The sequence below is a fragment of the Xanthomonas sp. LMG 12461 genome, assembly GCF_009192935.1.
Classification (GTDB): domain Bacteria; phylum Pseudomonadota; class Gammaproteobacteria; order Xanthomonadales; family Xanthomonadaceae; genus Xanthomonas_A; species Xanthomonas_A sontii.
This window is the reverse complement of record NZ_NQYT01000036.1, coordinates 60,401-84,805: the sequence shown is the minus strand read 5'-3', so window position 1 is coordinate 84,805 and position 24,405 is coordinate 60,401. Positions and strand designations below refer to the sequence as shown.

At 68.1% G+C, this 24,405-nt stretch carries 22 protein-coding genes and 1 pseudogene; 1 reads left to right on the top strand and 22 read right to left on the bottom strand.

Features of this window, described 5'->3' with window-relative positions; genetic code table 11:
* Positions 1-2 precede the first annotated feature (2 nt).
* From fliE to CEK68_RS10230, 3 genes and pseudogenes are all read right to left on the bottom strand, one after another.
* Positions 3-365, bottom strand: a complete 363-nt coding sequence (gene fliE, locus CEK68_RS10240) for a flagellar hook-basal body complex protein FliE (RefSeq protein ID WP_010341655.1) — start codon at positions 363-365, stop codon at positions 3-5.
* Positions 366-621: 256 nt separating this feature from the next.
* Entirely contained in the window at positions 622-4,146 is a 3,525-nt protein-coding gene (locus CEK68_RS10235) for a glycosyltransferase (RefSeq protein ID WP_152239316.1), read from the bottom strand.
* Between the two features lie 138 nt (positions 4,147-4,284).
* Positions 4,285-4,881 (bottom strand): annotated as a pseudogene (locus tag CEK68_RS10230) (leucine zipper domain-containing protein); the annotation flags it as partial.
* Between the two features lie 305 nt (positions 4,882-5,186).
* Between CEK68_RS10230 and CEK68_RS10225 the strand changes: the two are divergent.
* Positions 5,187-5,636, top strand: a complete 450-nt coding sequence (locus CEK68_RS10225; protein ID WP_152239298.1) for a hypothetical protein — start codon at positions 5,187-5,189, stop codon at positions 5,634-5,636.
* A 391-nt stretch (positions 5,637-6,027) separates the two neighbouring features.
* On the opposite strand, the gene CEK68_RS10220 is transcribed toward CEK68_RS10225, so the two are convergent.
* The 19 genes from CEK68_RS10220 to CEK68_RS10130 form a co-directional block, all read right to left on the bottom strand.
* Complete coding sequence (locus CEK68_RS10220; protein WP_226977835.1) at positions 6,028-7,338, bottom strand: FkbM family methyltransferase; 1,311 nt, start codon at positions 7,336-7,338, stop codon at positions 6,028-6,030.
* A gap of 116 nt (positions 7,339-7,454) precedes the next feature.
* Positions 7,455-8,072, bottom strand: coding sequence for an acetyltransferase (locus CEK68_RS10215; protein ID WP_017912569.1), 618 nt, complete (start codon positions 8,070-8,072; stop codon positions 7,455-7,457).
* Positions 8,069-9,208, bottom strand: a complete 1,140-nt coding sequence (locus CEK68_RS10210) for an aromatic ring-hydroxylating dioxygenase subunit alpha (protein WP_152239296.1) — start codon at positions 9,206-9,208, stop codon at positions 8,069-8,071. Before CEK68_RS10210 ends, CEK68_RS10215 begins: the two co-directional genes overlap by 4 nt.
* A 25-nt stretch (positions 9,209-9,233) precedes the next feature.
* On the bottom strand, positions 9,234-9,881 hold the full coding sequence (locus CEK68_RS10205) for a NeuD/PglB/VioB family sugar acetyltransferase (RefSeq protein ID WP_152239295.1): 648 nt from the start codon (positions 9,879-9,881) through the stop codon (positions 9,234-9,236).
* Positions 9,878-10,639 (bottom strand): SDR family oxidoreductase, encoded by a 762-nt coding sequence (locus CEK68_RS10200; protein WP_017908527.1) that lies wholly within the window; start codon positions 10,637-10,639, stop codon positions 9,878-9,880. The genes CEK68_RS10205 and CEK68_RS10200 overlap by 4 nt, the downstream gene beginning before the upstream one ends.
* 14 nt (positions 10,640-10,653) lie before the next feature.
* Positions 10,654-11,415, bottom strand: coding sequence for an SDR family oxidoreductase (locus CEK68_RS10195; protein ID WP_017908528.1), 762 nt, complete (start codon positions 11,413-11,415; stop codon positions 10,654-10,656).
* Positions 11,416-11,417: 2 nt separating this feature from the next.
* Complete coding sequence (locus tag CEK68_RS10190; RefSeq protein ID WP_152239294.1) at positions 11,418-12,458, bottom strand: ketoacyl-ACP synthase III; 1,041 nt, start codon at positions 12,456-12,458, stop codon at positions 11,418-11,420.
* A 1-nt stretch (position 12,459) separates the two neighbouring features.
* The gene (locus CEK68_RS10185; RefSeq protein ID WP_017908530.1) at positions 12,460-12,684 is read right to left on the bottom strand and encodes an acyl carrier protein; all 225 of its coding nucleotides are present in this window, start codon (positions 12,682-12,684) and stop codon (positions 12,460-12,462) included.
* Positions 12,681-13,859 (bottom strand): DegT/DnrJ/EryC1/StrS family aminotransferase, encoded by a 1,179-nt coding sequence (locus CEK68_RS10180; RefSeq protein ID WP_152239293.1) that lies wholly within the window; start codon positions 13,857-13,859, stop codon positions 12,681-12,683. The genes CEK68_RS10185 and CEK68_RS10180 overlap by 4 nt, the downstream gene beginning before the upstream one ends.
* A gap of 271 nt (positions 13,860-14,130) precedes the next feature.
* On the bottom strand, positions 14,131-15,615 hold the full coding sequence (locus CEK68_RS10175) for a sigma-54 dependent transcriptional regulator (RefSeq protein ID WP_017908532.1): 1,485 nt from the start codon (positions 15,613-15,615) through the stop codon (positions 14,131-14,133).
* Entirely contained in the window at positions 15,612-15,995 is a 384-nt protein-coding gene (locus CEK68_RS10170) for a response regulator transcription factor (RefSeq protein ID WP_010341669.1), read from the bottom strand. The genes CEK68_RS10175 and CEK68_RS10170 overlap by 4 nt, the downstream gene beginning before the upstream one ends.
* A 15-nt stretch (positions 15,996-16,010) precedes the next feature.
* A complete protein-coding gene (gene rpoN / locus CEK68_RS10165; RefSeq protein ID WP_152239292.1) occupies positions 16,011-17,414 on the bottom strand; it encodes an RNA polymerase factor sigma-54 in 1,404 nt (467 codons plus the stop codon).
* 267 nt (positions 17,415-17,681) lie between these two features.
* A complete protein-coding gene (locus CEK68_RS10160) occupies positions 17,682-18,314 on the bottom strand; it encodes a response regulator transcription factor (RefSeq protein ID WP_017908534.1) in 633 nt (210 codons plus the stop codon).
* 92 nt (positions 18,315-18,406) lie between these two features.
* Positions 18,407-18,985, bottom strand: coding sequence for a PilZ domain-containing protein (locus CEK68_RS10155; RefSeq protein WP_017916432.1), 579 nt, complete (start codon positions 18,983-18,985; stop codon positions 18,407-18,409).
* Positions 18,982-19,281 carry a hypothetical protein gene (locus tag CEK68_RS10150; RefSeq protein WP_150411152.1) on the bottom strand — a complete coding sequence of 100 codons (300 nt, stop codon included), beginning with the start codon at positions 19,279-19,281 and terminating at the stop codon, positions 18,982-18,984. The genes CEK68_RS10155 and CEK68_RS10150 overlap by 4 nt, the downstream gene beginning before the upstream one ends.
* Positions 19,278-19,697 (bottom strand): flagellar export chaperone FliS, encoded by a 420-nt coding sequence (gene fliS / locus CEK68_RS10145; RefSeq protein WP_010341674.1) that lies wholly within the window; start codon positions 19,695-19,697, stop codon positions 19,278-19,280. Before fliS ends, CEK68_RS10150 begins: the two co-directional genes overlap by 4 nt.
* Before the next feature lie 148 nt (positions 19,698-19,845).
* Entirely contained in the window at positions 19,846-21,168 is a 1,323-nt protein-coding gene (gene fliD, locus CEK68_RS10140) for a flagellar filament capping protein FliD (RefSeq protein ID WP_017916434.1), read from the bottom strand.
* A 198-nt stretch (positions 21,169-21,366) separates the two neighbouring features.
* Positions 21,367-22,551, bottom strand: a complete 1,185-nt coding sequence (locus CEK68_RS10135; protein WP_152239291.1) for a flagellin — start codon at positions 22,549-22,551, stop codon at positions 21,367-21,369.
* A 95-nt stretch (positions 22,552-22,646) separates the two neighbouring features.
* Complete coding sequence (locus CEK68_RS10130; protein ID WP_152239290.1) at positions 22,647-23,831, bottom strand: flagellin; 1,185 nt, start codon at positions 23,829-23,831, stop codon at positions 22,647-22,649.
* Positions 23,832-24,405 lie beyond the last annotated feature (574 nt).

Below are 24,405 nucleotides of genomic sequence, written 5' to 3'. Positions count from 1 at the left end.
CCTTACAGCGGCATGTTCATCACGTCCTGGTACGCCTGGACGAGTCGGTTGCGGACTTCCACGGTAGCGCGAAACGCCACCTGGGACTGTTGCGCGGCCAGCATCACCTTGGCCAGGTCGGCGCTGGGGTCGCCCAGTTCGAAGGCCTTGGCGAGGTCGCCGGACTTCTGCTGGGCCTCGTTCACGCCGCCGATCGCGTTGCGCAGGGTCTCGGTGAAGCTCGGGCCCTGCACGCCCTGGCTGCCGCCCAGGCCTTCGATCGCATTGCTGCGGCCGACATCGCCCACCCGCGTCTGCGCCGCCTGGCCGACCTGGCCCTGGTAGCTGCGGATCTGCGAAAGGATGGAGCTGATGGAGTCGCTCATACGGTGAAGTCCCTGCCGGGAGACGGCTTGCCCGTATGCAATGCAAGCGGTGTGCCGAAACGCCACTCACGTGTCGCGCAGCCTCCGGACAGGCATGCGCGGGGAAGGCCGGCACCCGGTGACGGGTTCCTGGCGCCGGCGGCACGGCCGGCACGGACCGCGCGTCGGCAAGGTGTCGGCAGGTTGACGCCGTGCGCCGCGTCACGGTCGGACGCGGGCGCCGCGCGGCGACCTCAAGGCGGGAGAGGAGACCGACTCAGTCCGGCAGCCAGGCCGCCCGCCACTCCTGCAGATTGGCGCCGTGCAGCAACCAGTCGCGCTGCACCGTCGCGCGCAGGGCCATGCCGGCGGCGGTGCGTGCGTCGGCGTCGGCCAGGTGCGCGCGGATCGCATTGACCCAGTCGCGAAAGCGGTTCTTGACCAGGGTGACCGGCAGCGCGCCGTCGCGGTAGGGCGGCAGGTCGCTGGCCACCACCGGATAGCCGCAGGCGCCGTACTCGAGCAGGCGCAGGTTGCTCTTGCAGCGATTGAACAGGTTGTCTTCCAGCGGCGCCAGCGCCAGGTCCAGGCCCAGCGCGGCCAGCGCCTGCGGATAGCGGGCGAAGTCCACGCCCGCGTGCACCTCGTGCACGTGCCGGCGCAGCCGCTCCGGGCACAGGCCCATGAACACCCAGTGCACCTCGCCGGCCAGCGCCTGCACCACGTCGGCGATCAGTTCCAGGTCGCCGGTGTGGCTGAGCCCGCCGGCCCAGCCGACCCGTGGCTTGGCCGAGGTGGATGCCGCCGGCGGCACCAGCGTGCCCCACAGCTGCGGCTCCAGCCGGTTGCGCACCACGCGGATGTCGCCGTGCAGGCCGGCCAGCGCCTCGGCCAGGTCCGGCGTGGAGACGGTGACCCGGTCCACCAGCGTGGCGGCGCGCCGCAGCGAGCGCAGCACGTCCTTGGGCATGTGCTCGCGATGCGCGCTCTTCAGCGGCAGGTTCGGCAGGTAGTCGTCCAGCTCGTAGACCATGAAGGCAGTGCCGAACCGGCGCATGCGCTCCATCCGCGCCAGTTCCGCGTCGCCGACCCGGCGCTGCAGCACCACCACGTCGGCGCCGATGCGCTGCAGCTCCACCGGATCGAGCAGGCGCGCGTAGTACAGGCCGTCGATCTGCGCGGCCGCGGCCAGCGCCTGGAATGGCTGGATCACCCGGTATTGGCCGCTGCCGAAGGTGTCGCCGGGATGGGCCAGCACCCGCGGCAGCGGTTTCCAGGCCAGCGGCTGCCAGGAGAATTCGGACTCGGTCAACTGGAAACCGCCGGGCTGGTCCAGGCCCAGGCTCGGCGAATACGCCGGATCCTGCGCCAGCGCCGGCAGCCAGCGCTGCAGCAGCGCCTCGTCGGCCGCCTCGCTGCGCGTGGCCGAGGCTGGTTGCAGCAGCAGCGCCTGCGGCGTCCACACGGTCCAGGCGCCCGTCGCCGCGGCGCGCAGGCACAGGTCCACGTCGGCGCCGCCGGCGGCGAAGCCGGCCGCGTCGAAGCCGGACAGGTGTTCGAACAGCGCCCGCCGCACCAGCAGGCAATGCGCCGACACTGCGCTGTAGCGGTGTGCCACCTGCAGCCGGCCCATGTAGCCCGGCTGCGCCATCGCCTCGCCGGCGAAGGCGTGGCCGGCGCCGGCCAGCAGGCCCGGCAGCAGGCCGGCATGGGTGATGCGGCCGTCGGCGGACACGCCCTTGGCGCCGACGATGCCGACTTCGGGCCGCTGCGCGTGGTTCATCAGCGCGTGCAGCCAGCCGTCCTGCACCGCGGCGCTGTCGGCGTCCAGGAACAGCAGGTACTCGCCCTGCGCCTGGGTGGCGGCGAGGTTGTGCGCCTCGGCCTGGCAGACCCGCTGTTCCAGGGCGAACACGCGGATGCGGCCGTTGCCCAACTCGGCCACGGCCTGCATCCACGCGGTGATCTCCGGCGCCTGGCTGGCGTTGTCCACCAGCAGCAATTCATAGGCGGGGTAGGCGGTCTGTTCGAGCAGGCTGACCACCGCGCGCTGCAACGCCGGCAGGTTGTCCTGTGCCAGCAGCACGATTGAGACCGGCGGTTGCGCGGGGTGGCCGTAGTCGATGCGGAACAGGCCGCCCGGCAACGGCTCGACCGTGGCCTGCGGATAGCCGCGGGCCTGCAGGTGCGCGGCGATCGCGCGCTGGCGCGCCGGGCCGCCGGCCTCGGCGCTGGCCGGTGCGGCGACCAGCAGCGGCTCGGGCAGGTGCGCGATGCCGTCGCCGCCGTCGCGCAGGAACAGGCGCAGGATCAGCTCCAGCTCGCTGGCGCCGTCGTAAGCCGGATCGAAGCCGCCCAACGCCTGCACCGCGGCACGGCGGAACACCCAGTGGCCAGCCATGGCCAGCGGATTGCCCAGCAGCAGGTCCAGGTCCGGATCGGGCCGCAGCAGCGGCGCCAGGGTGTCCGCGTCCACCGCCAGCCATTCGTCCGCATACAGCGCAGTGCACTGTGGCTGCTGCGCCAGTTCCAGCAGCAGCCGCAACAGGCCGCCGGCATAGAAACGGCTGCCCGCGGCCACGCGCAGGCACCATTCGCTGCCCGGCGAGACATCCAGTGCGGCGGACAGCGCCGCCGCATCGGCCGCGGCCGGCAGCGGTGGCAGGATCCGGACCCGCGGGTCGGGCCACGCGGGGAGGGAGGCGTCGCCCAGCACCAGCGCCTGCACCTGCGCGAACGGCGTGCCCTCCAGCAGCAGGCTGTCCAGCGTGGCGTCCAGCGCGGCACGGTCGGCGCCGCGTGCGTCGACCAGCACGGCGAGCCGCGGCGCGCCGCCGAGGGCGTCCAGGCGCGCGTCGAGAAGGTCGCGTTGCGCCGGCGTCACCGTCCGCTGCGCCTGCCAGTCGCGCAGCGTCGCCTGTACGCAGACCCGCGCGTAGGCGTCCTGGATCGCCTGCAGCAGGTCCACCGGCGTGCCGGGGCCGCCGCCCAGCGGCGTCACCGTGACCTGGCGGACGTCGCCATCGCCGCGGTACCAGCCCATGGCGCGCACGCCCTGGCGGAAGTTGGCATGGCCCTGGTCGCCGATGCCGGGCTGGTCGCGGCCGGCCTGGCTGTACTGTTCCTCCGACACCCGGAAGCGGGTCAGCGGCTTTGCCAGCAGCGCCAGGTGGCCGCGGTGCAGCAGCTTGGCGTACAGCGCCAGGTCGCCGACCCAGTTGATGACCTTGCCGGCCAGCGTCATCAGCTCGTCGCCGATCTCCAGCAGGTCGCTGCGCCGGCACAGCACGCAGCTGGGCTCGCCGACGAAGTTGATGGTGTGGTCGGCCAGGAACGACAGCAACTCCGGCCCGTCCAGCAGCACGTCGCCGGCGAACGGGAAGGCGGTGGCCGGGATGTCCTCCAGCGGCGCGCCGTGGCTGTCGATGCGCTGGCGGCGCGAGGACGCCAGCAGGACGTCCGGTGCACTCTGCATCGCCGCGACCAGCGCGGCGACGCAGTCCGGCGCCAGCACGTCGTCGTCGTGCAGGAACTTGACGTACTCGCCCTGGGCCAGGGCGATGGCGCGCGCGGTGCTGCCGAGTTCGCCCAGGCGGCTGGGGTTGCGTTCGTAGCGGATCGGGAACCGCGCCGAGCCACGCTTTCGCTCCACCACCTCGGCGATCGCCTCGGTGGGGTTGTCGTCGCAGATGACCAGTTCCAGCGCCGGATAGGTCTGGGCCAGCACGCTGTCGAGCGCCTGCTCGAAGTAGCGCAGCTTGTAGGCCGGCATGACCACGCTGACCAGGGGCGGGTGGGGCATGAACGATGGACCGTGTCGAAGGGGGGCGGATTCGGCAGCGAGCGCAGTCGCGATCGAGCGGAGCAATCCCCTGATGAAGCAATAAGCATGCCGATAGATGTTTGCCGCGGTCCGCGCCGACGGGTTGGGCGTATCCACTGTGTGTAAACCCACTAGTTTGTTCATTGGGATACGGGAGATGGGCGGCAGGTATCCGAGGCTGGAGTGAGGGCGCTGCCAGTTGCCGTGGTGCGCCCAGTCGGGGAAGGCATCGGCGCGCTGTTGGGAGTTGAGGTAAGGCCGCGCGTAGGTCCATTCGCCCAGGCTGGTCTGTACGAGTCGCTCGGCTTTGCCGTTGGTACGCGGGGTATAGGGCTTGGTGCGCAGGTGACGCATGCCGAGCCTGCGTACCAGGCCGCGGAAGCGACGGGATTCGTAGCAGGCACCATTTTCGGTTAGAACACGCTCGAAGCTGCCCGGCAATCTGGCGGTAGGTTTGCCGGCAGCGGCGCTGCTCAAGGACCTGATCCACGATGGACTGCGCAATAGCGTGCGGGCAATGACGTGGCCGCGAGGAGCGATCCATCAGCCCCGCCGTGCCTTCTTCCTTGAACCGCCTGAGCCACTTGTAGGCAGTGCGCACGCTGACCCCGGCCGCATGCGCCGCCTCCTCCACGCGCAGACCATGAACAAGGATGCGATCCACCAGCAAGGCTCGACCTCGCGGGCTCAAACCGCATGTTTATGCAGGTCCATCCTGGGCTCCGGGGGCTGGGTCGGCTTAGTAACCCCATCTTCCAGATCGGCCGCGGATGAACAGCCTGCTGAGAGATTACATGAGCTTCCTGTTAATGTTATTGATCGAAGTGAATGTTTCGCAAGCGGTCTATTTTTCTGAAAAAAATTTTTGCTAGGATCGATCCGTGGGCTCCATCGCAATGAGTCGCATCGCTCCTGATGCTGCTTGCGAGGCTGCTCGCATGGGGCGCTGCATGGCATGCTTGCACGATCAGCTCATGGCAGTGTTTCGGAGAAATTTCAACTGAACGACAGGGGGAATAATGATCATTGGTAAAATTGCAGCGATCGCCACACTCGCTTTGGCTGCCGGATCTGCGCAGGCATGGACATTGGTTTACGCGACCGATTCAAACGGGAACATATCGTCCGGATCGCTGCAAACCTTGCGCACCGCGGTGGATTCTGGGGCAAGTGTGAGAGTTTTGATTACGGCGCCAAACAATAATCCGGAGCATGTATGGGGTTTGCTGTGCACGAATACCTCGCTGAGGCTGGATTCGTCGCAAGCCGTGGTGTGTTCGAGCGATCAGGACTTGTCAATGAATGTGGCAATGGGTTCGCAATTCGGTGCTGTGAGCAATCCTGCATATTCTGCGCACTTTTTGCTTAATACGTCAGGTCAGTTTGTTCAAGCAAATATCCGAGTTTCGAACGGGGAGTTGCTGTCGAATACGAAATATACGTATGCCATGCGCTGGTACGTTGAATGATTTTAATTTTCTTATGACATTGGGTGGCCTTTGAAGATGGTCTGATCAACGCCATTGAAGGATGAGGTCAGGTCACGTCGGAAAAGCTTACGGCGCTCGGGTCCTCAGTTTTTGCCGTTTCTGGCGCGTTTGCGGGGTGTTGCCTGGGTTACGTTACACAGGCACACCCTTTCCAATCGCTGGCATCGCCTGCTTTGCCCTTTGCCGCCATCGCCTCAAGCAACCGGTACTGCCCTGCGCATCGCTCGGAGGAGGATCGAGCGCGACGACCGCCTGGCGCGTCATCTATGGGTGATGTAGCTCAGTTACGCTTGAACGGCGCCGGGTAGACCCGCAGGGTGCGACCGCGCGATCTCCGAGCGACTCAATCGCGCCGCTGCGCATCGCCGTGTCATTCGACGTAGAGCACGGTGTCGTAGAAATAGAAAGCATACTGACGCAGGCGCAGCTTGGCGTCCGGCAGGATCCGGTCGAGTTCGGCGACGATGTCCAGCAGGTCGAGCGCATGGTGGTAGCAGGTGATGGCCATGCGCGGCCGGCAGCGCCCGATCAGCGCCGCGCCGCCGCGCAGCACCCTGGCCTCGGCGCCTTCCACATCCATCTTCAGGACACTGACCTCTTCGATCAGATCGTCCAGGCGCACGCCGTCCACGCGCGCGGCGCCGCTGCCGTCGATCCGGCTGCCCATGGTGCCCCGTGCGTCGAACGCCACCGGCCCGGCGACATCGCTGACGGCGGCGTTGTACAGGGTCGTGCGGCCGTCATCGTCTGCCAGCCCTTGCTGCAGGGCGGCGAAGTTCTCCGGATCCGGCTCGAAGGCATGGATGGCGGCGTAGCGGTGGCGCGATGCCGCACGAAACTTCTTGACCGTGTCGCCGCGATAGGCGCCGATATCCACGTAGTGTTCGCCCGCGCCAATGCGTAGCGGATGCTCTACGGCCGAATACACCGAGTAATACTCCTGCTCCATCGGGCACAGGACGTCCAGCAGCGGCCGCCGGTCGCCGTCCATGCGCATCTGCAGGATCGCGTCCAGCGTACGCACGCTCAGTGCATCGGCGAAGCGGCCGCGCATCGCGTCGAACTGCGCGGCGTGCGCCAGCGTCTGTTCCCGCGTCACCTGTCCGCTCTGATACACCAGCGGAATGTCCAGGGCGTACATCAACTGCGGCAGATCGATGCGGCGACCGCTGCCCAGGCGCTGCACTTGGTCGAAGTGCAGCCATGCGGTCGGCATGTAGGCGCAGTTGATCGTGGGCAACCCGGCCAGGTCCGGGTCGCGCAGGAAGGTCGCTGTCGGGCGCACGTCGTCGAAGCCCGCATCGGTGATGCGGCGTTCGTGAAACACATCGTCCAGGGCGACGATGCGGATGCCAGGGACGCGCTCGGCCAACAGCGCGGCGGCGCGGGCCGCGTACAGACCGCCGAGACTGGAACTGGGGGCCAGGAAGATCGCGCCGCCGGCGCGCTTGCAGGCATCGATCAGGTCGGCTTCGCGCTGACGCGCGGCCATGTGGTCGGTCATGGGTCCACTCGAAAGGGCACGCGAAAGGAGGCGTGCGAATGCTGGAAAGACGGATAAGAGGGGCATGTCGCGTGGTAGCGCGATCAGGCCGCGCGGCGATTGCCGCCCGTGAGCGATCCTAGCGAAGCCTGTTGCGCCGGAAGCGTGCATGCATCCCAGCCCGGCGTGCTGTCGCACGTGGCGCCGCTTTTGGCAAAGTGAATCGGAGACGTCGGCACAGCGACGCCACTTCCGTCACTGGCGGAACGTATCGTTGAGCGGCACCGCGACTCGCGCGTCCGCGCGCGCCTGCATCAACGCAGGATGCGGGCGCCGCCAGGCATCAGCGCGTCGTAGAAGCAGCGGTCCGGCAGCAGGTCCGGCACGGTGCCGGGCAGCAGCCATTCGCAGTGCCGGCCGATCTTCGCGTCGCTGCGGGTCATGCTGCCGCCGCCTAGGGTGCTGCCCTGGCCGATCTGGGTGCCGCGGCCGAGGTGGACGCCGGCATGCAGGGTGACGCAGGCACCGACACGGACGTCCTGTTCGACGATCACCTGCCGTTCCAGCCAGCTGCCGGCGCCGATGCTGCTGCCGGCCGCGAGGTTGCAGCCCGGTCCGACGTGTACGTTGCCGAGCAGGCGCACGCCGTCGTCGACATGCGACTGCGGCCACACCAGATCGACGCTGCCGTAGCCCGCCAGGCGCACGTCGGCCAGCAGCTTGTGCCGCGACTGGTTGACTGCGCGCTCGTCCATCGCGACGAACACGTCGGTCGCGGCGGGCGCATGGCTGGCGTGCAGGGCGCCCAGGTCGAAGTTGTAGCGGTCAGGCGACTCCAGGGCGATGCCCACGTGCGCCAGGCCGCAGGCCTGTGCGGTGCGTTGCGCCTGCTCCAGCGCATGGCCCTGGCCGATCAGCACCAGCGTCTTCATGCCGGTTGCTCCAGCACATTGGCGCGGTACCACAGGTGCTGGCGCACCAGCTCGGTCTCGTAGTCGCCATGCATGAAGGAGCGCGAATGCGGGCCGAAACCAGCCTGCAGGCGTTCCAGCACCGCCGTGTCCTCGGCGATCACCTGGTGCTCGATGCGCATCAGCGTGCTCAACAGGGCGGTGAAATCGGTCCGCTCGCTTTTCCGCCGGGCGGTGGCGACCCACAGGTGGTAATCGGTCTCGTGCGGCGAGACCGGGTCGTATTGCTGCAGCACGAAGGAGTCGCCGCGCACGCTGTAGAAGTTCACGTTCGGATACAGGAACCAGTTGTAGAACGCCGAGTCCTCGCCGTAGCGCTCGCACAGTGGCCGATACCAGTGATCCTGCACCGCGATCTCGGCCTTGGCCGGGAAGCTCAGCGCCTGCAGGGGGATCGGCGCGCCGCCCTGCAGCAGTTGCTCCACCACCGAGGGCACCTCGGCGGGGCGCTCGACATGCGCCGAGGGCTTGGGCGCGGCGGTCATCAACGGGTTGAAGGTCTTGGGATGGATGAACGGGATATGGTTGTAATCCTTCACGTTCTCCATATTGAGCTTCCAGTTGTAGCGCACCCGGTGGCAGCTGTAGATCAGCTGCGAGTCCACGTGCGATGCCGCCGCGCGCAGATCCTCCAGGAAGGCCGTCTCGAACTGCTCCTCCAGCGGCAGCGGGTGCTCGGCCATGTTCACGAACAGCAGTTCGCCGACCTGCTGCACATGCAGTTTGGTCAGGCAGATGCCGGCCTTCTCCTCGGCAGTGAACTGGTACAGGCCGGAGTTGGGCAGCCCGCGCAGCTCGCCCTCGGCGCCGAACGACCAGGCGTGGTATGGGCACACCAGCGGCCGCTTGCCGTGCGATTCGGTCTGGATCGCCGATTGCCGGTGCGGACACTGGTTGAGGAAGGCGCGGATGCCGGCCTCGGTGCGCTGCACCAGCACCGGCACCCCGGCAATCTGCCTGGCGAAGAACTGATTGCGCTCGCGCACCATCGAGGCGAAGCCGGCGAAGATCCACAGTGTGCTGAACAGGCGCTGTTGTTCCAGGCGCAGGCTGTGCGGGCTGATGTAGTGCTCGGCGTCGAGGGCGTGGCGGGTCATGCGGAACGGCGTCCTGGGTGCGGGGTCAACGGCTGAAGATGGTCCGTGCCGGATTTCCGGCGACGGTGACGTTGGGCGGCACGTCCTTGACCACCACGCTGCCGGCGCCGATCACCGCGCCGTCGCCGATCGCGATGCCGGGCAGGATGGTGGCATGCGGGTGGATGACCACATCGTGGCCGATGCGCGCGCCGCCGCCGACGAACACGAAGTTGCCGATCTGCACATAGTCGCCGATCACCACATCGTGGCCGACGATGGTGGTGGCGAGGATGGTGACGAATTCGCCGATGCGGCTGTCGGCGCCGATCGACACGCCGACCTCGAACAGGCTGCCGCGCCCGATCGGCGTCTCCGAGGCCTCGCGCAGGCGTGGCCGCAGCACCATGAAGTCGGCGCCGCGCGCCAGCAACGGCTGGCTGTAGCGGCGGCGCGCGGCCGGATCGCCGAGCGCGCAGACGAACAGGTCGCCGGGCACCGGCTGATAGGTGTCCGGGTCGCCCAGCAGCGGCCAGCGCAGGCCAGCGCCGAGCGCGCTGCGGCTGTCGAGGAAACCCTTGATGTCCCAGGCCTGGCCATGGCCTGGATCGTCGTTGCAGGCCATCGCCGCGACGCCGCGGCCGAAACCGCCGGCACCGACGATCAGCACATGTTGCGCAGGCGCAGCGCTCATGCGAACTCCACGCCGCCGTCCATGCTGAAGGCCTGGCCGGTGACCTTGCTGCTGGCGTCGGAGAGGAAGTACAGGCAGGCCAGGGCCACGTCCTCGGGGTCGCCGATGCCCAGCGGATAGCGCTTGCGGCTCTCCTCGAACCAGGCCTTGTCCTCGTTGATCAGAGTGGTCTCGACCAGACCTGGGCACAGCGCGTTGGCGCGGATCTGGCGCCGCGCCAGTTCCAGCGCCAACGGCCGCAGCATGCCGATCAGTGCCGCCTTGGAGCCGGCGTAGGGGCCGACGCCGACGGTGCCGGTCAGCGCGGCGATCGAGGCGAGGAACACGATGGAGCCGCCGGGGCGCAGCGCCTGCCGCGCGAGCAGGTGGCGGGTCAGCATCGTCGGCGCCACGTAGTTGATCGTCATCACCTCGGTGAGGAAACGCTCGCTGACCAGCTTCATCGGCGACAGGCCGCGGATGCCGGCGCTGTGCACCACGCCGTCCAGCGGCCCGCTCTCGGCGGCCAGGCGCTGCACGGTGGCGGCGTCGCACAGGTCGCCGGCGAACAGGCGGTGGTCGTCGCCCGGCAAGGCGTCGAGCAGGGCCTGCAGTCGATCAACGTCGCGACCGGCGACGAGCAGGCGTGCGCCGGCGCCGGCGCAGGCCTTGGCGACCGCCTCGCCGATACCTTTGGAGGCGCCGGTCACCAGGATGCGCTTGCCGTGCACGCCGTACAGCGTCTGCAGCAGCGCGGCGGGCGTTTCCGCAACGGACATGGGGGTCTCCGGGCTCATAGGCGGATCGGCAGGGACAGCCCGCCGTCGATGGTCAGGGTGCTGCGGGTGATCCAGCGGCTGGCGTCGGACAGCAGGTAGACCGCGCCATTGGCGACGTCGGCCGGGTCGATGCGGCCCAGCGGGGTCAGGGCGATCTTGTCGTCCATGTCCGCGGTGCTGCCGAGCCTGCTCAGCATCGGCGTGTCGACGTAGCCTGGAGCGATGCAGTTGGCGCGGATGCGGTGCCGGGCCTGTTCCAGCGCGAAGGAGCGTACCGCGGCCTCCAGCGCGGCCTTGGACCCGGCGTAGCCGGCGCTGGCCTGCGGCGCCGCGCGCGCGGTCAGCGCCGAGACGTAGACCAGCGAGGCGCCCTCGTGCAGCCGGCGCTTGGCCAGCAACTGCTGGGTCAGGATGACCGGCGCCAGGTAGTTCACCGACAGCATCTGCTGCAGGTGCTTCTCGGCGGCCATCCGGAACGGCACCAGCGCGGCGATGCCGGCGCACGAGGCCAGGCCGTGGTAGCGCTCGGCCGCTTCCAGCAGGGCCGTGCGGGTGGCGTCCTCGGTGAGGTCGCCGACGACGCTGCGGTGGCCCTCGCCAGGGAGCGCCGCGGCGACCGCCTGCAGACGTTCCGCATCGCGTCCGTTGAGGACCAGCGTCGCGCCCAGGCGCGCGCACAGCGCGGCCACGGCGGCGCCGATGCCCGAAGAGGCACCGGTCACCAGGATGGTCTTGCCCTGCAGCCCGAAGGCATCGGTCGTTGCAACAGGCGCCATCGTCAGGACTCGATCAGGTCGGGGAACACCGCACCGTCGATATCGACCAGGCAGGTGCCCCAGGACAGGCCGATGCCGAAGCCGCACAGCAGCACGCGCTTGCGGCCTTCTTCCAGTTCCCTGTTGATCCGCGCGGTCATGGTCACCGGCAGCGAGGCGCCGCTGGTGTTGCCGAAATCGTGCAGGGTGGAGGGCACCTTTTCCGGCGGCAGGCCGAGCTTCTTGCGGATGGTCTCGTTGATCATCCGGTTGGCCTGGTGGAACACGAAGTAGTCGATCTCGTCCTTGGACACGCCGCTGTAGTCGAGCAGCTTCTGCACCGCCGGCGGCACCCGCTGGGTGGAGAAGCTCAGCACCGCCACGCCGTCCAGCTGCAGGTCCACGCCACGGTGCCAGTGGTCGTTCTCGTCGGCGCGATACGGGATCAGGTGCTGCACCCCGACCGGCTCGCGATGGCCGCCGACCGGCAGGATGATCGCGCGATAGCCGCTGCCGTCGCTGTTGAGGTCGAAATGCATCGGAGCCGCGTCGGCGCTGAACTCCAGCGCGGTGGCGGTGCCGGAATCGGAGAAGATCGGATCGTCGAAGGTGGCGCTGCGGTCGCCCACCAGCAGCAGGCCTTTCTTGACCCCGCCGGCAGCGATCATCGAGCCGAGCAGGTTGATGCCGAACGGGTAGGCCGAGCAGCCCAGGTTGACGTCGAACGCCACCGTGGCGTGCGACAGGCCCAGGCGGTCCTGCAGGATGATCGCCGTGGCCGGGATCGGATAGTCCGGCGACTGGGTGACCACGATCAGCGCATCGACCTCCTCGCGCTGCCACTGCAGGCGCTCCAGCAGCACCTGCGCCGCGTCGAAGGCCAGATCGGAAAAGCACTGCCAGTCCGCGGCCATGCGCCGGGTGTGGATGCCGATGTTGCGCACCAGCCGCTCGCGTTCGGAGCGGATCTGCGGCCGGCAATCGGTGAGGTTGGAGACGACGCGCCTGGGCACGCAGGTCGCCATGCCGGCGAAGCGCACGTTGTGCAACGTGGAGGTCGGCATGCTATGCCTCGGTCAGCTGATAGAGATCGCCCAGGGTGACCACGGCGGCCAGGTGCTCGCCGGTGATGGTCTTGCCGTACTCCATGTCGAACATCACGATCACGCCCAGCGCGGCCAGCGAATCCCATTCGGGCAGCTCGCGCAACACCGTGTCCATGGTCACCTCGACCGGATTCTGGAAATCCGTGGCCGACAGGAAATTCTCGATAAACGTCTCTTGGCTCATGCTGCGGGTTCCACGGGTTGGGCGAAGGAGGGAGGGACCAGGGTGCGACGGGAATCGGACGCGGGCATGACGCCGCCCGCCGCGGCGATCAGGTCGACGATGGCGTCCACCTGCTCGGCCGCCAGTCCGGGAAAGATCGGCAGGCACAGCACGCGCTCGGCCATCTGCCGCGCCACCGGCAGGCCGGCCGGGGCCGAGGAGGGCAGGCCGCGGTACATCGGGAAGTCGCTGATCAGCGGGTAGAAATAGCGGCGCACCAGAATGTCGTGGCTGCGCAGCAGCCGGTGCAGTTCGTCGCGCACCAGTGGGAAGGCGTCCTCGACCAGGATCGGGAACGAGGCGTAGTTGGACAGTCCCGGTTCCCGCGGCGCCAGGCAGCGGATCCCCGGCACCTGCGCCAGGCGCCGACGGTACTGCGCGTCGATCGCCCCGCGCTGCGCCAGTGCGTCGTCGATGTGCTGCAGTTGCAGCAGCCCGAAGGCGGCGTTGATCTCGCTCATCTTGCCGTTGATGCCGGTGGCCACCACCGCGGTCTCGTCGACGAAGCCGAAGTTCTTCAGGCGGCTGATGCGCTGGTAGGTCTTGGCGTCCGGGCAGACGATGGCGCCGCCCTCGAAGGTGTTGAACACCTTGGTGGCGTGGAAGCTGAGCACGCTGAGGTCGCCGTGGCGCAGGATCGAGCCGCCAGCGTCCTTGACCCCGAACGCATGCGCGGCGTCGTAGATGACCTTGAGGTTGTAGGTATCGGCGATGCGCTCGATCGCGGCGGTGTCGCAAGGCGTGCCATAGCAGTGCACCGGCATGATCGCGGTGGTGTGCGGGGTGATCGCCGCCTCGATCTTGAGCGGATCCAGGTTCATGGTCTGCGGATCGATGTCCACGAACACCGGCTTGATGCCGCGCCACAGCAGCGAATGCGCAGTGGCGACGAACGAGTACGGCGTGGTGATCACCTCGCCGGTGATGCGCAGCGCCTGCAGCGCAGTCAGCAGCGCCAGGGTGCCGTTGGTCAGCAGCGCCAGGTGGTTGACCCCCAGATACTCGGCCAGCGCTTTTTCCAGTGCGCGGTGCATGTCGCCGCCGTTGGTCAGGATGCGGCTGCGCCAGATCTGCTCCAGGTAGGGGACGAACGCCTCCAGGGGCGGCAGCAGCGGACTGGTGACGGGGATGGACATGGGACCTGCCTGGCGACGGGTGGAAGTCCCCGGTGCGGAACGTGCCGCCCGGTGCTGTGGAAACGTGAAGCAAGCCACATGCCAAAGGTGCCTGTCCACTGTCGGCGGTGCCGATCGGGATGTGGTGCAGGCGAAACCTGGCTTGCCGCGAGCGCGCGCTGCGACAGCGCCCGCGTCGGGCCGGCAGGTGACGAGGAAAGGGAAGAGGGCGTGGCGTTCCGAGGGACAAGGGGCGCGTCGGGTGCGGTCGCACCCGACGCCGTGCGCCGGCTCAGCTCGCCAGTTCGGTCTGGTCGCGGTCGATGCCGTACTTGCGCAACTTCTCAACCAGGGTGGTGCGCCGCAGGCCCAGCAACTGCGCCGCATGCGCGACCACGCCTTGGGTGCGCTCCAGCGCCTCGTTGATCAGCGCAAGCTCGATGTTGGCCATGTGCCCGCGCAGGTCCAGGCCGCTTTCCGGCAGCGTCGCCGCGGCCTGGGCCGGCGCATCCGCGTCCGTCCCCGGCTTGCCGCCGACGTGCAGGTCGACCACGTTGGGCACCCGCCGCGGATCGGTTGCGATCGGCGCCGGCGGGGCCGAGACGTCGATGGACGAGGCAAAGTCGCCGCGGTAGCGTGCCGGCAGGTCCTGCACCCGCACCAGGCCGCCCGGGTGCAGCACCGCCAGGCGCTCGACCAGATTGGTCAGCTCGCGCACGTTGCCCGGCCACTCGTAGCTGCGCAGCGCCTGCAAGGCCTCTTCGGAGAAGCGCACTTCGCCGCGCCCGGTCCGCGCCAGTTGCGCGGCGATGGTGTGCACCAGCGCCGGCAGGTCGTCGCTGCGTTCGCGCAGCGCCGGCATCTCGATCGGAAACACGTTGAGCCGGTAGAACAGGTCCTCGCGGAACTGATTGCCGGCGATGCGTTCTTCCAGGTTGCGGTGGGTCGCGGCGATCACCCGCACGTTGCAGCGGATCGTGACGTTGCCGCCGACCCGCTCGAAGCTGCGCTCCTGCAGGACGCGCAACAACTTGACCTGCATCGGCAGGCTCATGTCGCCGATCTCGTCGAGCAACAGGGTGCCACCCTCGGCCATCTCGAAACGGCCCTTGCGCGCGCTCAGCGCGCCGGTGAACGAACCCTTTTCATGGCCGAACAGTTCGCTTTCCAGCAGATCCGGCGGAATTGCGCCGCAGTTGATCGCCACGAACGGACCGTCGCGGCGCGGCGACTGCTGGTGGATCGCCCGCGCCACCACTTCCTTGCCGGTGCCGGACTCGCCCAGTACCAGCACGGTGGTGTCGAAGGCGGCGACCTGGTCGATCAGCCGGCGCAGGCGGGTCACCGCCGCGCTGGTGCCGGTCGGGCCGTTGTCCTGCGCGGCACCGGCCTGGTGCTCGGCGTCCAGCCGCTTGAGGCTGGCGCGGCGCAGCAGGGTTTCCAACTGCGCGTGGCGCAGCGGCGCTTCCAGCTGCCACACGTTGGCTTCGTGCAGGCCATGGCGCTGCGCGAAGGCCTGCGCATCGCCGTTGAGCAGCAGCACCGGCGGCGGCAGCGAACTGCGCGCCACCCAGCCGAAGAAGGCATCGGCCTGGTCCTGGTCGTCGAGCCCGCCGACCAGGATCGCCATCCACTCGGTCTGCCGATGCCGGCCGGGCTGGACGTCGGCCACGTCGGTGACCCAACGCGGGTTGAGGTCCATGAATTCGAGCAGGCTGACGGTCCGCTCGGCGCGCACCGCGTCGTCATCGATCACCAGGATCCGCGATTCGCTCATGCCGGCACTCCTTCGGTCCGAAGTCCCTCCAGGATCGGCATCACTTCCTGGATGTAGGACAGCTTGCTGACGAAGTTGTCGGCACCGGCGCGCATGGCGTGCTCGCGGTGCTCGGCATCGTCGAAATGGCTGGCGATCACGATGTAGGGCGCCTGATCCTGGGTCTTGATCAGGCGCGTGGCCTGCAGACCGCCCATCTCGGGCATGGCCAGGTCCATCAGCACCACCTGCGGGCGCAGCGACTCGGACCGCTCGATGGCCTCCAGGCCATTGGCGGCGCTGCCGATCACTTCCATCCAGTCGAGCTTGCGGAAGTGGCGCATGGCGGCGTTGATGAAACCTTCGTGGTCGTCGACCAGAAGCACGGACAGTTTGTTCATATGCGTCGTTTTTCCTTAGCCCGCACGGGCCAGCAGCGGTTTGCTGCCGCGGCGGCGTTCGCGTGCGGGAGCGATGTCCAATTGTTCACGATACTTGGCGACAGTGCGCCTTGCCACGTTCACGCCCTGTCGCGACAGCAGCCCGGCGATGGCCTCGTCGGCCAGCGGCCGCCCCGCCGGCTCGGATTCGATCAGGCGCCGGACCATGGCGCGGACTGCCTGGCCGGACACCGCCGCGCCTTCCAGGCGCACGGCGAAGAAGTGCTTCAGCTCGAAGGTGCCGCGCGGGGTCTGCAGGTACTTGCCGGTGGTGATGCGGGAAATGGTCGACTCGTGCATGCCGATCGCCTCGGCCACTTCCTTCAGGGTCAGCGGCGCCATCGCTTCCTCGCCCTTGACCAGGAACGCCGACTGGCGCTCGACGATGGCGCGGGTGGTGCGCAGCAAGGTCTCGTAGCGCATCGACAGGCCGCGGGTCAGCCAGCGCGCTTCCTGCAGCATTTCGCGCAGTGGCTGCGCGGCGTCGCCGGCCTCGGCCAGGGCGCGCTCGTGCATCGGGTTGACGGTGACGCGGTGGGTGGTGGCCGGGTTCAGCGCGACACGCCAGGTGCCGTCGGCATGCCAGGCCACCACGTCCGGCAGGACATGGCCCAGATCCTGCGGCTGCAGGCTGTCGCCGGGGCGCGGCTGCAGCGACAGGATCAGCCGCACCGCCTCGCGCACGTCGTCGGTCTCGGCGTCGAGCTGGCGACCGAGCAGGGCGTAGTCGTGGCTGGCGAGCAGGTCGAGGTCGCCGGCGAGGATGCGCCCGGCCAGGTGGCGGCCGGGCACGCGGCCGGGCAGGTCGCTCAGCTGCGCCTGCAGGCACTCGCGCAGGTCGCAGGCGCCCAGGCCACCCGGGTCGCCGTGCAGCAGGCGCTGGCGGACGGCTTCGGCCTGCGCCACCGACAGGCCCAGCCGGGCGCTGGCCAGTTGCTGCAGGGTGTCGAGCGGGCCGTCCAGGTAGCCGGCATCGTCGCAGTGTTCCAGCCAGAACGCGGCCGCCGCCAGTTCCGCCACCGGCAGTTCCAGGGCCAGCCGCTGCAGCACGCGCAGGTGCGGATCGGTCGACTCGCCCGCGGCGATGCGCTGCATGCGGTCGTCTTCGCCGTCGTTCCAGCCGGCGGCGGGGATGTCCCACATCGAGGACTCGGGAAGTTCGTCGAATGCCGCGGTTTCCAGCGCCGCATCCTCGTGCTTCACCACCGGCTCGATCACGCCCTCGGGCTCTTCCAGCTCGAGCAATGGATTGGTCTCCAGTGCGCGGCGGATTTCCAGTTCCAGTTGCATGCCATCGAGCTGCAGCAGCCGGATCGACTGCAGCAGTTGCGGGGTCAGATGCAGTTGCTGGCCCAGTTGGGCGGAAACGGTCGGCTTCATGCGGACTTCCTCGGTTCGGCGCCAACCCTCTGGCGCCCGTGGAACGCATAGTGCTTGTCGCCCGACGGTAACAGAATCGGGGTGTTCCTGAGTAGGGTAGTCAAATTCCCGACAGGGTGTCAGGGATTTCCCGACATGCGGTGCGTGGGCGCCGGACAGTCGACGGCGAAATGCCTGATGCAGCGGGGTCCGGCGGAAGCGTCACGCCTGCTGACCGATTAAGGCAAGCGCCATGCCAATGTCCCGTGTCGGGATGCCGTCCCCAGTTCAGCTCAGCTCGCCCTGGTGGCGTGCGGCCAGCAGGACCAGATCGTTGGCGCGGCGGCAGCCCAGCGATTCCATCATCCGCGCGCGGTGGGTCTCGACGGTCTTGACGCTGATGCCCAGGTCCGAGGCGATTTCCTTGTTGCTCTGGCCGCGGCCGATCTGGCGCAGGATCTCGCGCTGTCGCGGCGACAGTGCGGCGATGCCGACCGGGCGCTCGCGGCCGAGCATCGGCGCGATCATCTTGGAGGAGATCTGCGGGCTCAGGAACACCTGGTTGGCGCTGGCCGCGCGCAACGCCAGCTCCAGCTCCAGCGGGGCGGCGTCCTTGACCACGAAGCCGGTGGCGCCGCGGTCCAGCGCATCGCGCACATGCACCGGGTCGTCGTGCATCGACATCATCACCACCCGGGTCTTGGGCGAGCTGTGCAGCACGTCGGTGAGCGCGTCCAGGCCGCTGCGCCCCGGCAGGGACAGGTCCATCAGCACCAGATCGGGGCGGTGCAGGGTGGCCAGGTCCACGGCCTGTTGCGCGTTGCTGGCCTCGGCGACCACGTCGACGTCCGCAAACGTCTGCAGCAGCCGGCTCAGGCCGGCGCGTACCAGGGTGTGATCGTCGACGATGATGACTCGCACGGTGCAGGTCCTTCTATTCAGAGCCGCACATTAGCCGAGCCGCCCGCCGCCGCCAACCTCGCCGCGGCGGTCCGGGGGGGCGGTGTGCCGGCTCAGCGCGCGCGCCGGCTGTCGGCGATCTGCCGGCGGTGCAGCCGGAACAGGTGGCGTTCCAGGGCCTCTTCCAGGCCCGGCGGCTGTGTCTCGAACCGTAGCCAAAGTTGCACGACGCCCGCGGTGGCGGCCTCGGCCAGCACCCGTACCGGCAGTTCCAGGTGGTCCGGGAGCCAGTCCGAGGGCTGCAGGCGCAGCAGGCCGGCGGCGCCGGCCGTGGCGCCCGAGCGCGCGCCCAACTCCAGCCGCACGCCCCGGCGCGACCAGCACAGCGGCCGCAGCGGCAGGGCATCCTCGTGCTGGCGGGCCAGCCGGCCCAGCAGCACCAGCATCAGGTCGAGCTTGGCCTCCATCCGCTGGGTCTGCGCGGTGGACTCGCTGCGGTCGTCGCTGCCGTCCTCGCCACGCAGATCCTCGATCTGCGCCAGGCTGCGCAACAGCGCTTCGCCGGCGGCGAGCCGGCCGGCGCCGTTGCCCAGGCGGAAATCCGCCGGCAGCGCCAGTTCGCAACTGAGGGTATCGTGGAACAGCTCGGCGTCGGCCGGGTGCTGCGCCGCGCCGTCCGAGCCGGTGTTCATCCCAGCAGTCCGGCCTGCGAGTAGAGCCGCGCGGCGTGGCTGGACTGGCGGCTGCTGCGCAGCCAGGCCGCGGCATGGTCGCGCTCCATGCGCATCTGCGCGGTCACCGCCTGCTGCAGGGCCAGCAACGGCTTCAACGCCTCGCGCGAGCGGTCTGCGCCGTCCTGCTGCAGATACGCCTGCAGGTGCCGCGCGTGGTCGGCGACCATGGCCTGGGCCAGCGCGTAGTCGTCGCCACGCAGGACCTCGCGCAACTCGTGCAGGTCGTTGTGCAGGTCGGCGAGCTGGATGCTCACGACGCGTTCGCCGTGGCCAGTTCGCGCTGCTGCGCGGGAATGGCGGCCCAGGCCGCGTCGATCTCGCTGAGCAGTTCCAGCGCTTCGGTCAGCGCGGCGTCGTCGTTGTGCAGGTTGGCTTCGGTCAGCCGGTGCATCACGTAGTCGTAGAGTGCCGACAGATTGCCGGCGATCTCGCCGCCGGCCTCGTGGTCGAGCGAGCCGTTGAGATGGCCGACGATGGCGCAGGCCTCGCCGATCGCCTTGCCCTTGCGTGCCTGGTCGCCCTGCGCGAGGCAGGCCTGGGCCTGGCGGATGCGCTGGCAGGCGCCGGCGAACAGCATGGCGACCAGCTTGTGCGGATCGGCATCGGTGACGCTGGTGGAAATGCCCATCTTGCGATATTGCTCGGCGTACTGGCGGCTGGAACCGTACATGGAAAACTCCTCGGGTGGATCGGCTGGCCTCCGCGCCGCGCCGGTGAGCGGCGACGCTGCGGTTGCTGCGGCCAATCCGTAATGACTGTCGATACTCTTTCTATCGGCCGCCACGCGTCTCGACTTGAGCCGCGCGGCCGCCTGTGCGTCATTTGAACTGCTTGGCCAAACCGTCGCTCACGCTCTGCATCTGCGTCACCAGCGTCTCCATCGCCGTGAAGCGCGCGGTGTACTGGTCGCTCAGCGCTTGCATGCGCTTGTCGAGATCGCCGAGTTGGTCGGTCAGGTCGGCGATGTGCTTGTTGATCGCGTCGGTCCGCTGGGTCAGCGTGCCGCTGGTGCTGTCCAGGTTGCTCTTCAGCAGCGTGCTCATGCCGGTACCGAAACTGCCGTTGTTGCCGAGCAGGGTCTTGGCCGCCGACGGATCGGCGGCCGCCGCGGTGTCGAACTTGGCGCTGTCGAAGCTCATCACCCCGTCCTTGTCGATGGTCACGCCCATCGCCATCAGGCCGCTCACGTTGTCGCTGACCAGCCGGCGCAGCGACTGCTGCAGGCCGCGCACCATCGCATCGCCGGTCATCGGCGAGGCCTTCTTGTTGGTGGCGTCGTAGGCGCTGGAGGACTTGAGCACGCTGTTGGCGGAGTTGTAGGCGCTGACCAGGGCGGTCAGATTGGCCTTCAGCGGGGTGTTGTCGTTGGTGATGTTGAGATTGAAGCTGGTGCCGGCCACGGCCTTGGTGAGATTGATGGCCACGCCGGGCACCAGGTCGGCGATGGTGTTGCTGCTGGAGGTGCGCTGGAAGCCGTCCACTTTCACCACCGCGTCGGCGGCGGCGATGGTCTGGGTCAGCCCGCCGTTGTTGCCGGGCGGGTAGGTGAGCTTGGCCAGGCCGCCGTCGCCGCCGGACGTGGTGATGGTCAGGGCGCCCTTGGTGCCGGTGTCGACCGCGTTGAGCACCAGATGGTCGCCATCGTCGGCGGTGACCACGCTGGCGGTCACGCCGGCACCGTTGGCGGCCTTGTTGATGAAGGCGGCCACGTCGCTGAGCTTGCTGCCGGCATCGACGTTGATGTTGAGCGTGGTGCTGCCGTAGGCGATGGTCAGGGTGCCGCCACCGACGACGGCGCCGCTGGCGTAGGCCGACGAGGTCAGTTTCTGCGACTGCGCCAGTTTCACCACCTCGATGCCGTATTTGCCGGCGTTGGCGCTGGAGGTCACGGTGGCGGTATAGCCGGCGCCGTCGTCGATGGTCGCCTTGTAGGCGCCCTTGTCGGCGCTGTCGGACACCGTGCTCATCGCCGTCTGCAGGTTGGACAGCGCGCTCTTGATCGTGCTCAAGGACGACAGTTGCGCGCTGGAAGCGGTACCGTCGCGGTTGATCCGGTCTTCCTGCGGCTGGCGTTCCTTCGCCACCAGTTTGGCGACGAAGCTGGGAATGTCCAGGCCTGAGCCGATTCCAGTGGTGGACATGGTGGTGGTCCTTGAGGTGGCCGGCACGCGGTGCGCCAGCGGCTGAGGGGAGTATCGGCGCGCGGGAGCGCTTCTTGAGCGGCGCCTGCGCGTTGCGACGGCTCCCCGTGCCATGCAAATCCTGTGCCGCATCCAGGGCGTCAAAAAAAAGCCCCTCCTTGCGGAGGGGCCCCGTGGTGCATTGCGGTGCGTCCGTGCTTAGCCCTGGAGCAGGCTCAGCACGCTCTGCGGCGCCTGCTTGGCCTGAGCCAGCATGGCGGTGCCGGCCTGCTGCAGGATCTGCGTGCGGGTCAGCTCGGCGGTTTCCTTGGCGTAGTCGGTATCGCGGATGCGGCTGCGCGAGGCCGACAGGTTCTCCGAGGTGGAGCTCAAGTTGGCGATGGTGGAGGTGAAGCGGTTCTGGATCGCACCCATGTCCGCGCGCGAGGAGTTCACCGAGGTCAGCGCGTTGTCGATGATGCTCAGCGCCTTCTGCGCGCCCTGGAAGGTCGAGATGTCCACGTCCTTCAGGAAGTTGGTGGTACCCGCGGCCGCGGTGGCGCTGGCGGCGATGCCGCTCTGGTCGAAGGTGATGCCGGTGGCACCGGTGGCGCTGCCCGCGGTGAACGAGAAGTCCTGGCCGCCCTTGACCGATTCCAGCTTCAGCTTGTTGCTGCTGTCCACCGAGGCGTACACGCCGGTCTGGGCCAGCTTGTCGTTGATCGCCGAGGCGATCTTCTTGGCCACGCTGGTGTCCACGTCGCCGACGGCCACCGAGACCGAGGCGATGCTGACGCCGTTGACGGACATGCCGGAGAAGCTGCCGCTGGCGGTGGCGGTACCCGAGGCCAGGGCGTTGGTGGTGGTCTGGGTGGCGGCGAAGCCGGCCTTGCCCAGCGCGGCGGCGCTGGCGTTGACGATGCTGTTGATGCCGATGGTCTGGCCGGCGTCGGCACCGATCTGGAACAGCGCGCCGGAGAACGAGCCGTCCAGCAGCTTGGTGCCGTTGAAGTTGGTCTGGCTGGAGACGCGGTCGATTTCCGAGGCCAGCTGCTTGACTTCCGAGTTCAGCGCGCCACGGTCGGTGGTGGAGTTGGTGGCGTTGGCCGACTGCACCGCCAGTTCGCGGATACGCTGCAGGTTGTTGCCGATTTCGACCATCGCGCCTTCGGCGGTCTGCGCCAGCGAGATGCCGTCGTTGGCGTTGCGCGAGGCCACGTCCAGGCCGCGGATCTGGGTGGTGAAGCGCTCGGAGATCGCCAGACCGGCCGCGTCGTCCTTGGCGCTGTTGATGCGTAGGCCCGAGGACAGGCGCTGGATCGTCGTCGCCAGGCTGGCGCTGGTGGTATTGAGGTTCCGCTGAGCGTTCAGCGACATTACGTTGGTATTGATGACCTGTGCCATTTGTACGCCTTGGTTTTAACGTGTTTGATATCGTTTCCGCTCGAGGGCTTCTAATGGCGTAGAAGCCCTCGGCGGTGCATCGCGGCTTGCTGCGCTTAGCCCTGGAGCAGGCTCAGCACGCTCTGCGGCGCCTGCTTGGCCTGAGCCAGCATGGCGGTGCCGGCCTGCTGCAGGATCTGCGTGCGGGTCAGCTCGGCGGTTTCCTTGGCGTAGTCGGTGTCGCGGATGCGGCTGCGCGAGGCCGACAGGTTCTCCGAGGTGGAGCTCAGGTTGGCGATGGTGGAGGTGAAGCGGTTCTGGATCGCACCCATGTCCGCACGCGAGGAGTTCACCGAGGTCAGCGCGTTGTCGATGATGCTCAGCGCCTTCTGCGCGCCCTGGAAGGTCGAGATGTCCACGTCCTTCAGGAAGTTGGTGGTGCCCGCGGCCGCAGTGGCGCTGGCGGCGATGCCGCTCTGGTCGAAGGTGATGCCGGTGGCACCGGTGGCGCTGCCCGCGGTGAACGAGAAGTCCTGGCCGCCCTTGACCGATTCCAGCTTCAGCTTGTTGCTGCTGTCCAGCGAGGCGTACACGCCGGTCTGGGCCAGCTTGTCGTTGATCGCCGAGGCGATCTTCTTGGCCACATCGGTGTCCACGTCGCCGACGGCCACCGAGACCGAGGCGATGCTGACGCCGTTGACGACCATGCCGGAGAAGCTGCCGCTGGCGGTGGCGGTACCCGAGGCCAGGGCGTTGGTGGTGGTCTGGGTGGCGGCGAAGCCGGCCTTGCCCAGCGAGGCGGCGCTGGCGTTGACGATGCTGTTGATGCCGATGGTCTGGCCGGCGTCGGCGCCGACCTGGAACAGCGCGCCGGAGAACGAGCCGTCCAGCAGCTTGGTACCGTTGAAGTTGGTCTGGCTGGAGACGCGGTCGATTTCCGAGGCCAGCTGCTTGACTTCCGAGTTCAGCGCGCCGCGGTCGGTGGTGGAGTTGGTCGCATTGGCCGACTGCACCGCCAGTTCGCGGATACGCTGCAGGTTGTTGCCGATTTCGACCATCGCGCCTTCGGCGGTCTGCGCCAGCGAGATGCCGTCGTTGGCGTTGCGCGAGGCCACGTCCAGGCCGCGGATCTGGGTGGTGAAGCGCTCGGAGATCGCCAGACCGGCCGCGTCGTCCTTGGCGCTGTTGATGCGCAGGCCCGAGGACAGGCGCTGGATCGTCGTCGCCAGGCTGGCGCTAGTGGTGTTGAGGTTGCGCTGAGCGTTCAGCGACATTACGTTGGTATTGATGACCTGTGCCATTTTGATATCTCCTCTAAGCGATTTGTCCGGCAACCCATTGGTGCCTGGAGCCTCCGCAGGGGGCCATCAATTGGCCAGTGCCGCTGCTGGTATAAGTAACGGCAGTCGGTGCGCAACCTTTAGGGATTTACTGCCGAAAATTTGGCGTTTCGGCGATTTGCGTGACACCAGAAACGCGGCGAAAGGCTTGTTTCGGCCGCGCTTCGTCAAACTTTAGGCGTCTTGCACAAGTCGGGGAAAGAGCGGCCTGGATCGCGCCGAGGGCGATGCGCGCGATGCTCTCGATCGTGTGTCGCGTCGACGACGCGAACGCTTGACCTGCCGGTACGCAGCGCATCGCGACGCGACGGCTTGGCCATCTCTCCCTCTACCTGTCTGATCGCCTTACGGCCGTCCATGGCGATGAAGTAGAAGGAGCGTCGGTTGTCCGGCGATGTAGGCAATGCCGGCGCGCTTTCAGGTCGTGCACTGCGTTGATGACGCATGACAGGCGATCTTGAAGTGCGGCCACGGTCATCGCCAACTGCTGACCGCCATCCAGCCCACTGGTCACGTGTCGCGCGACAGCGCAGGC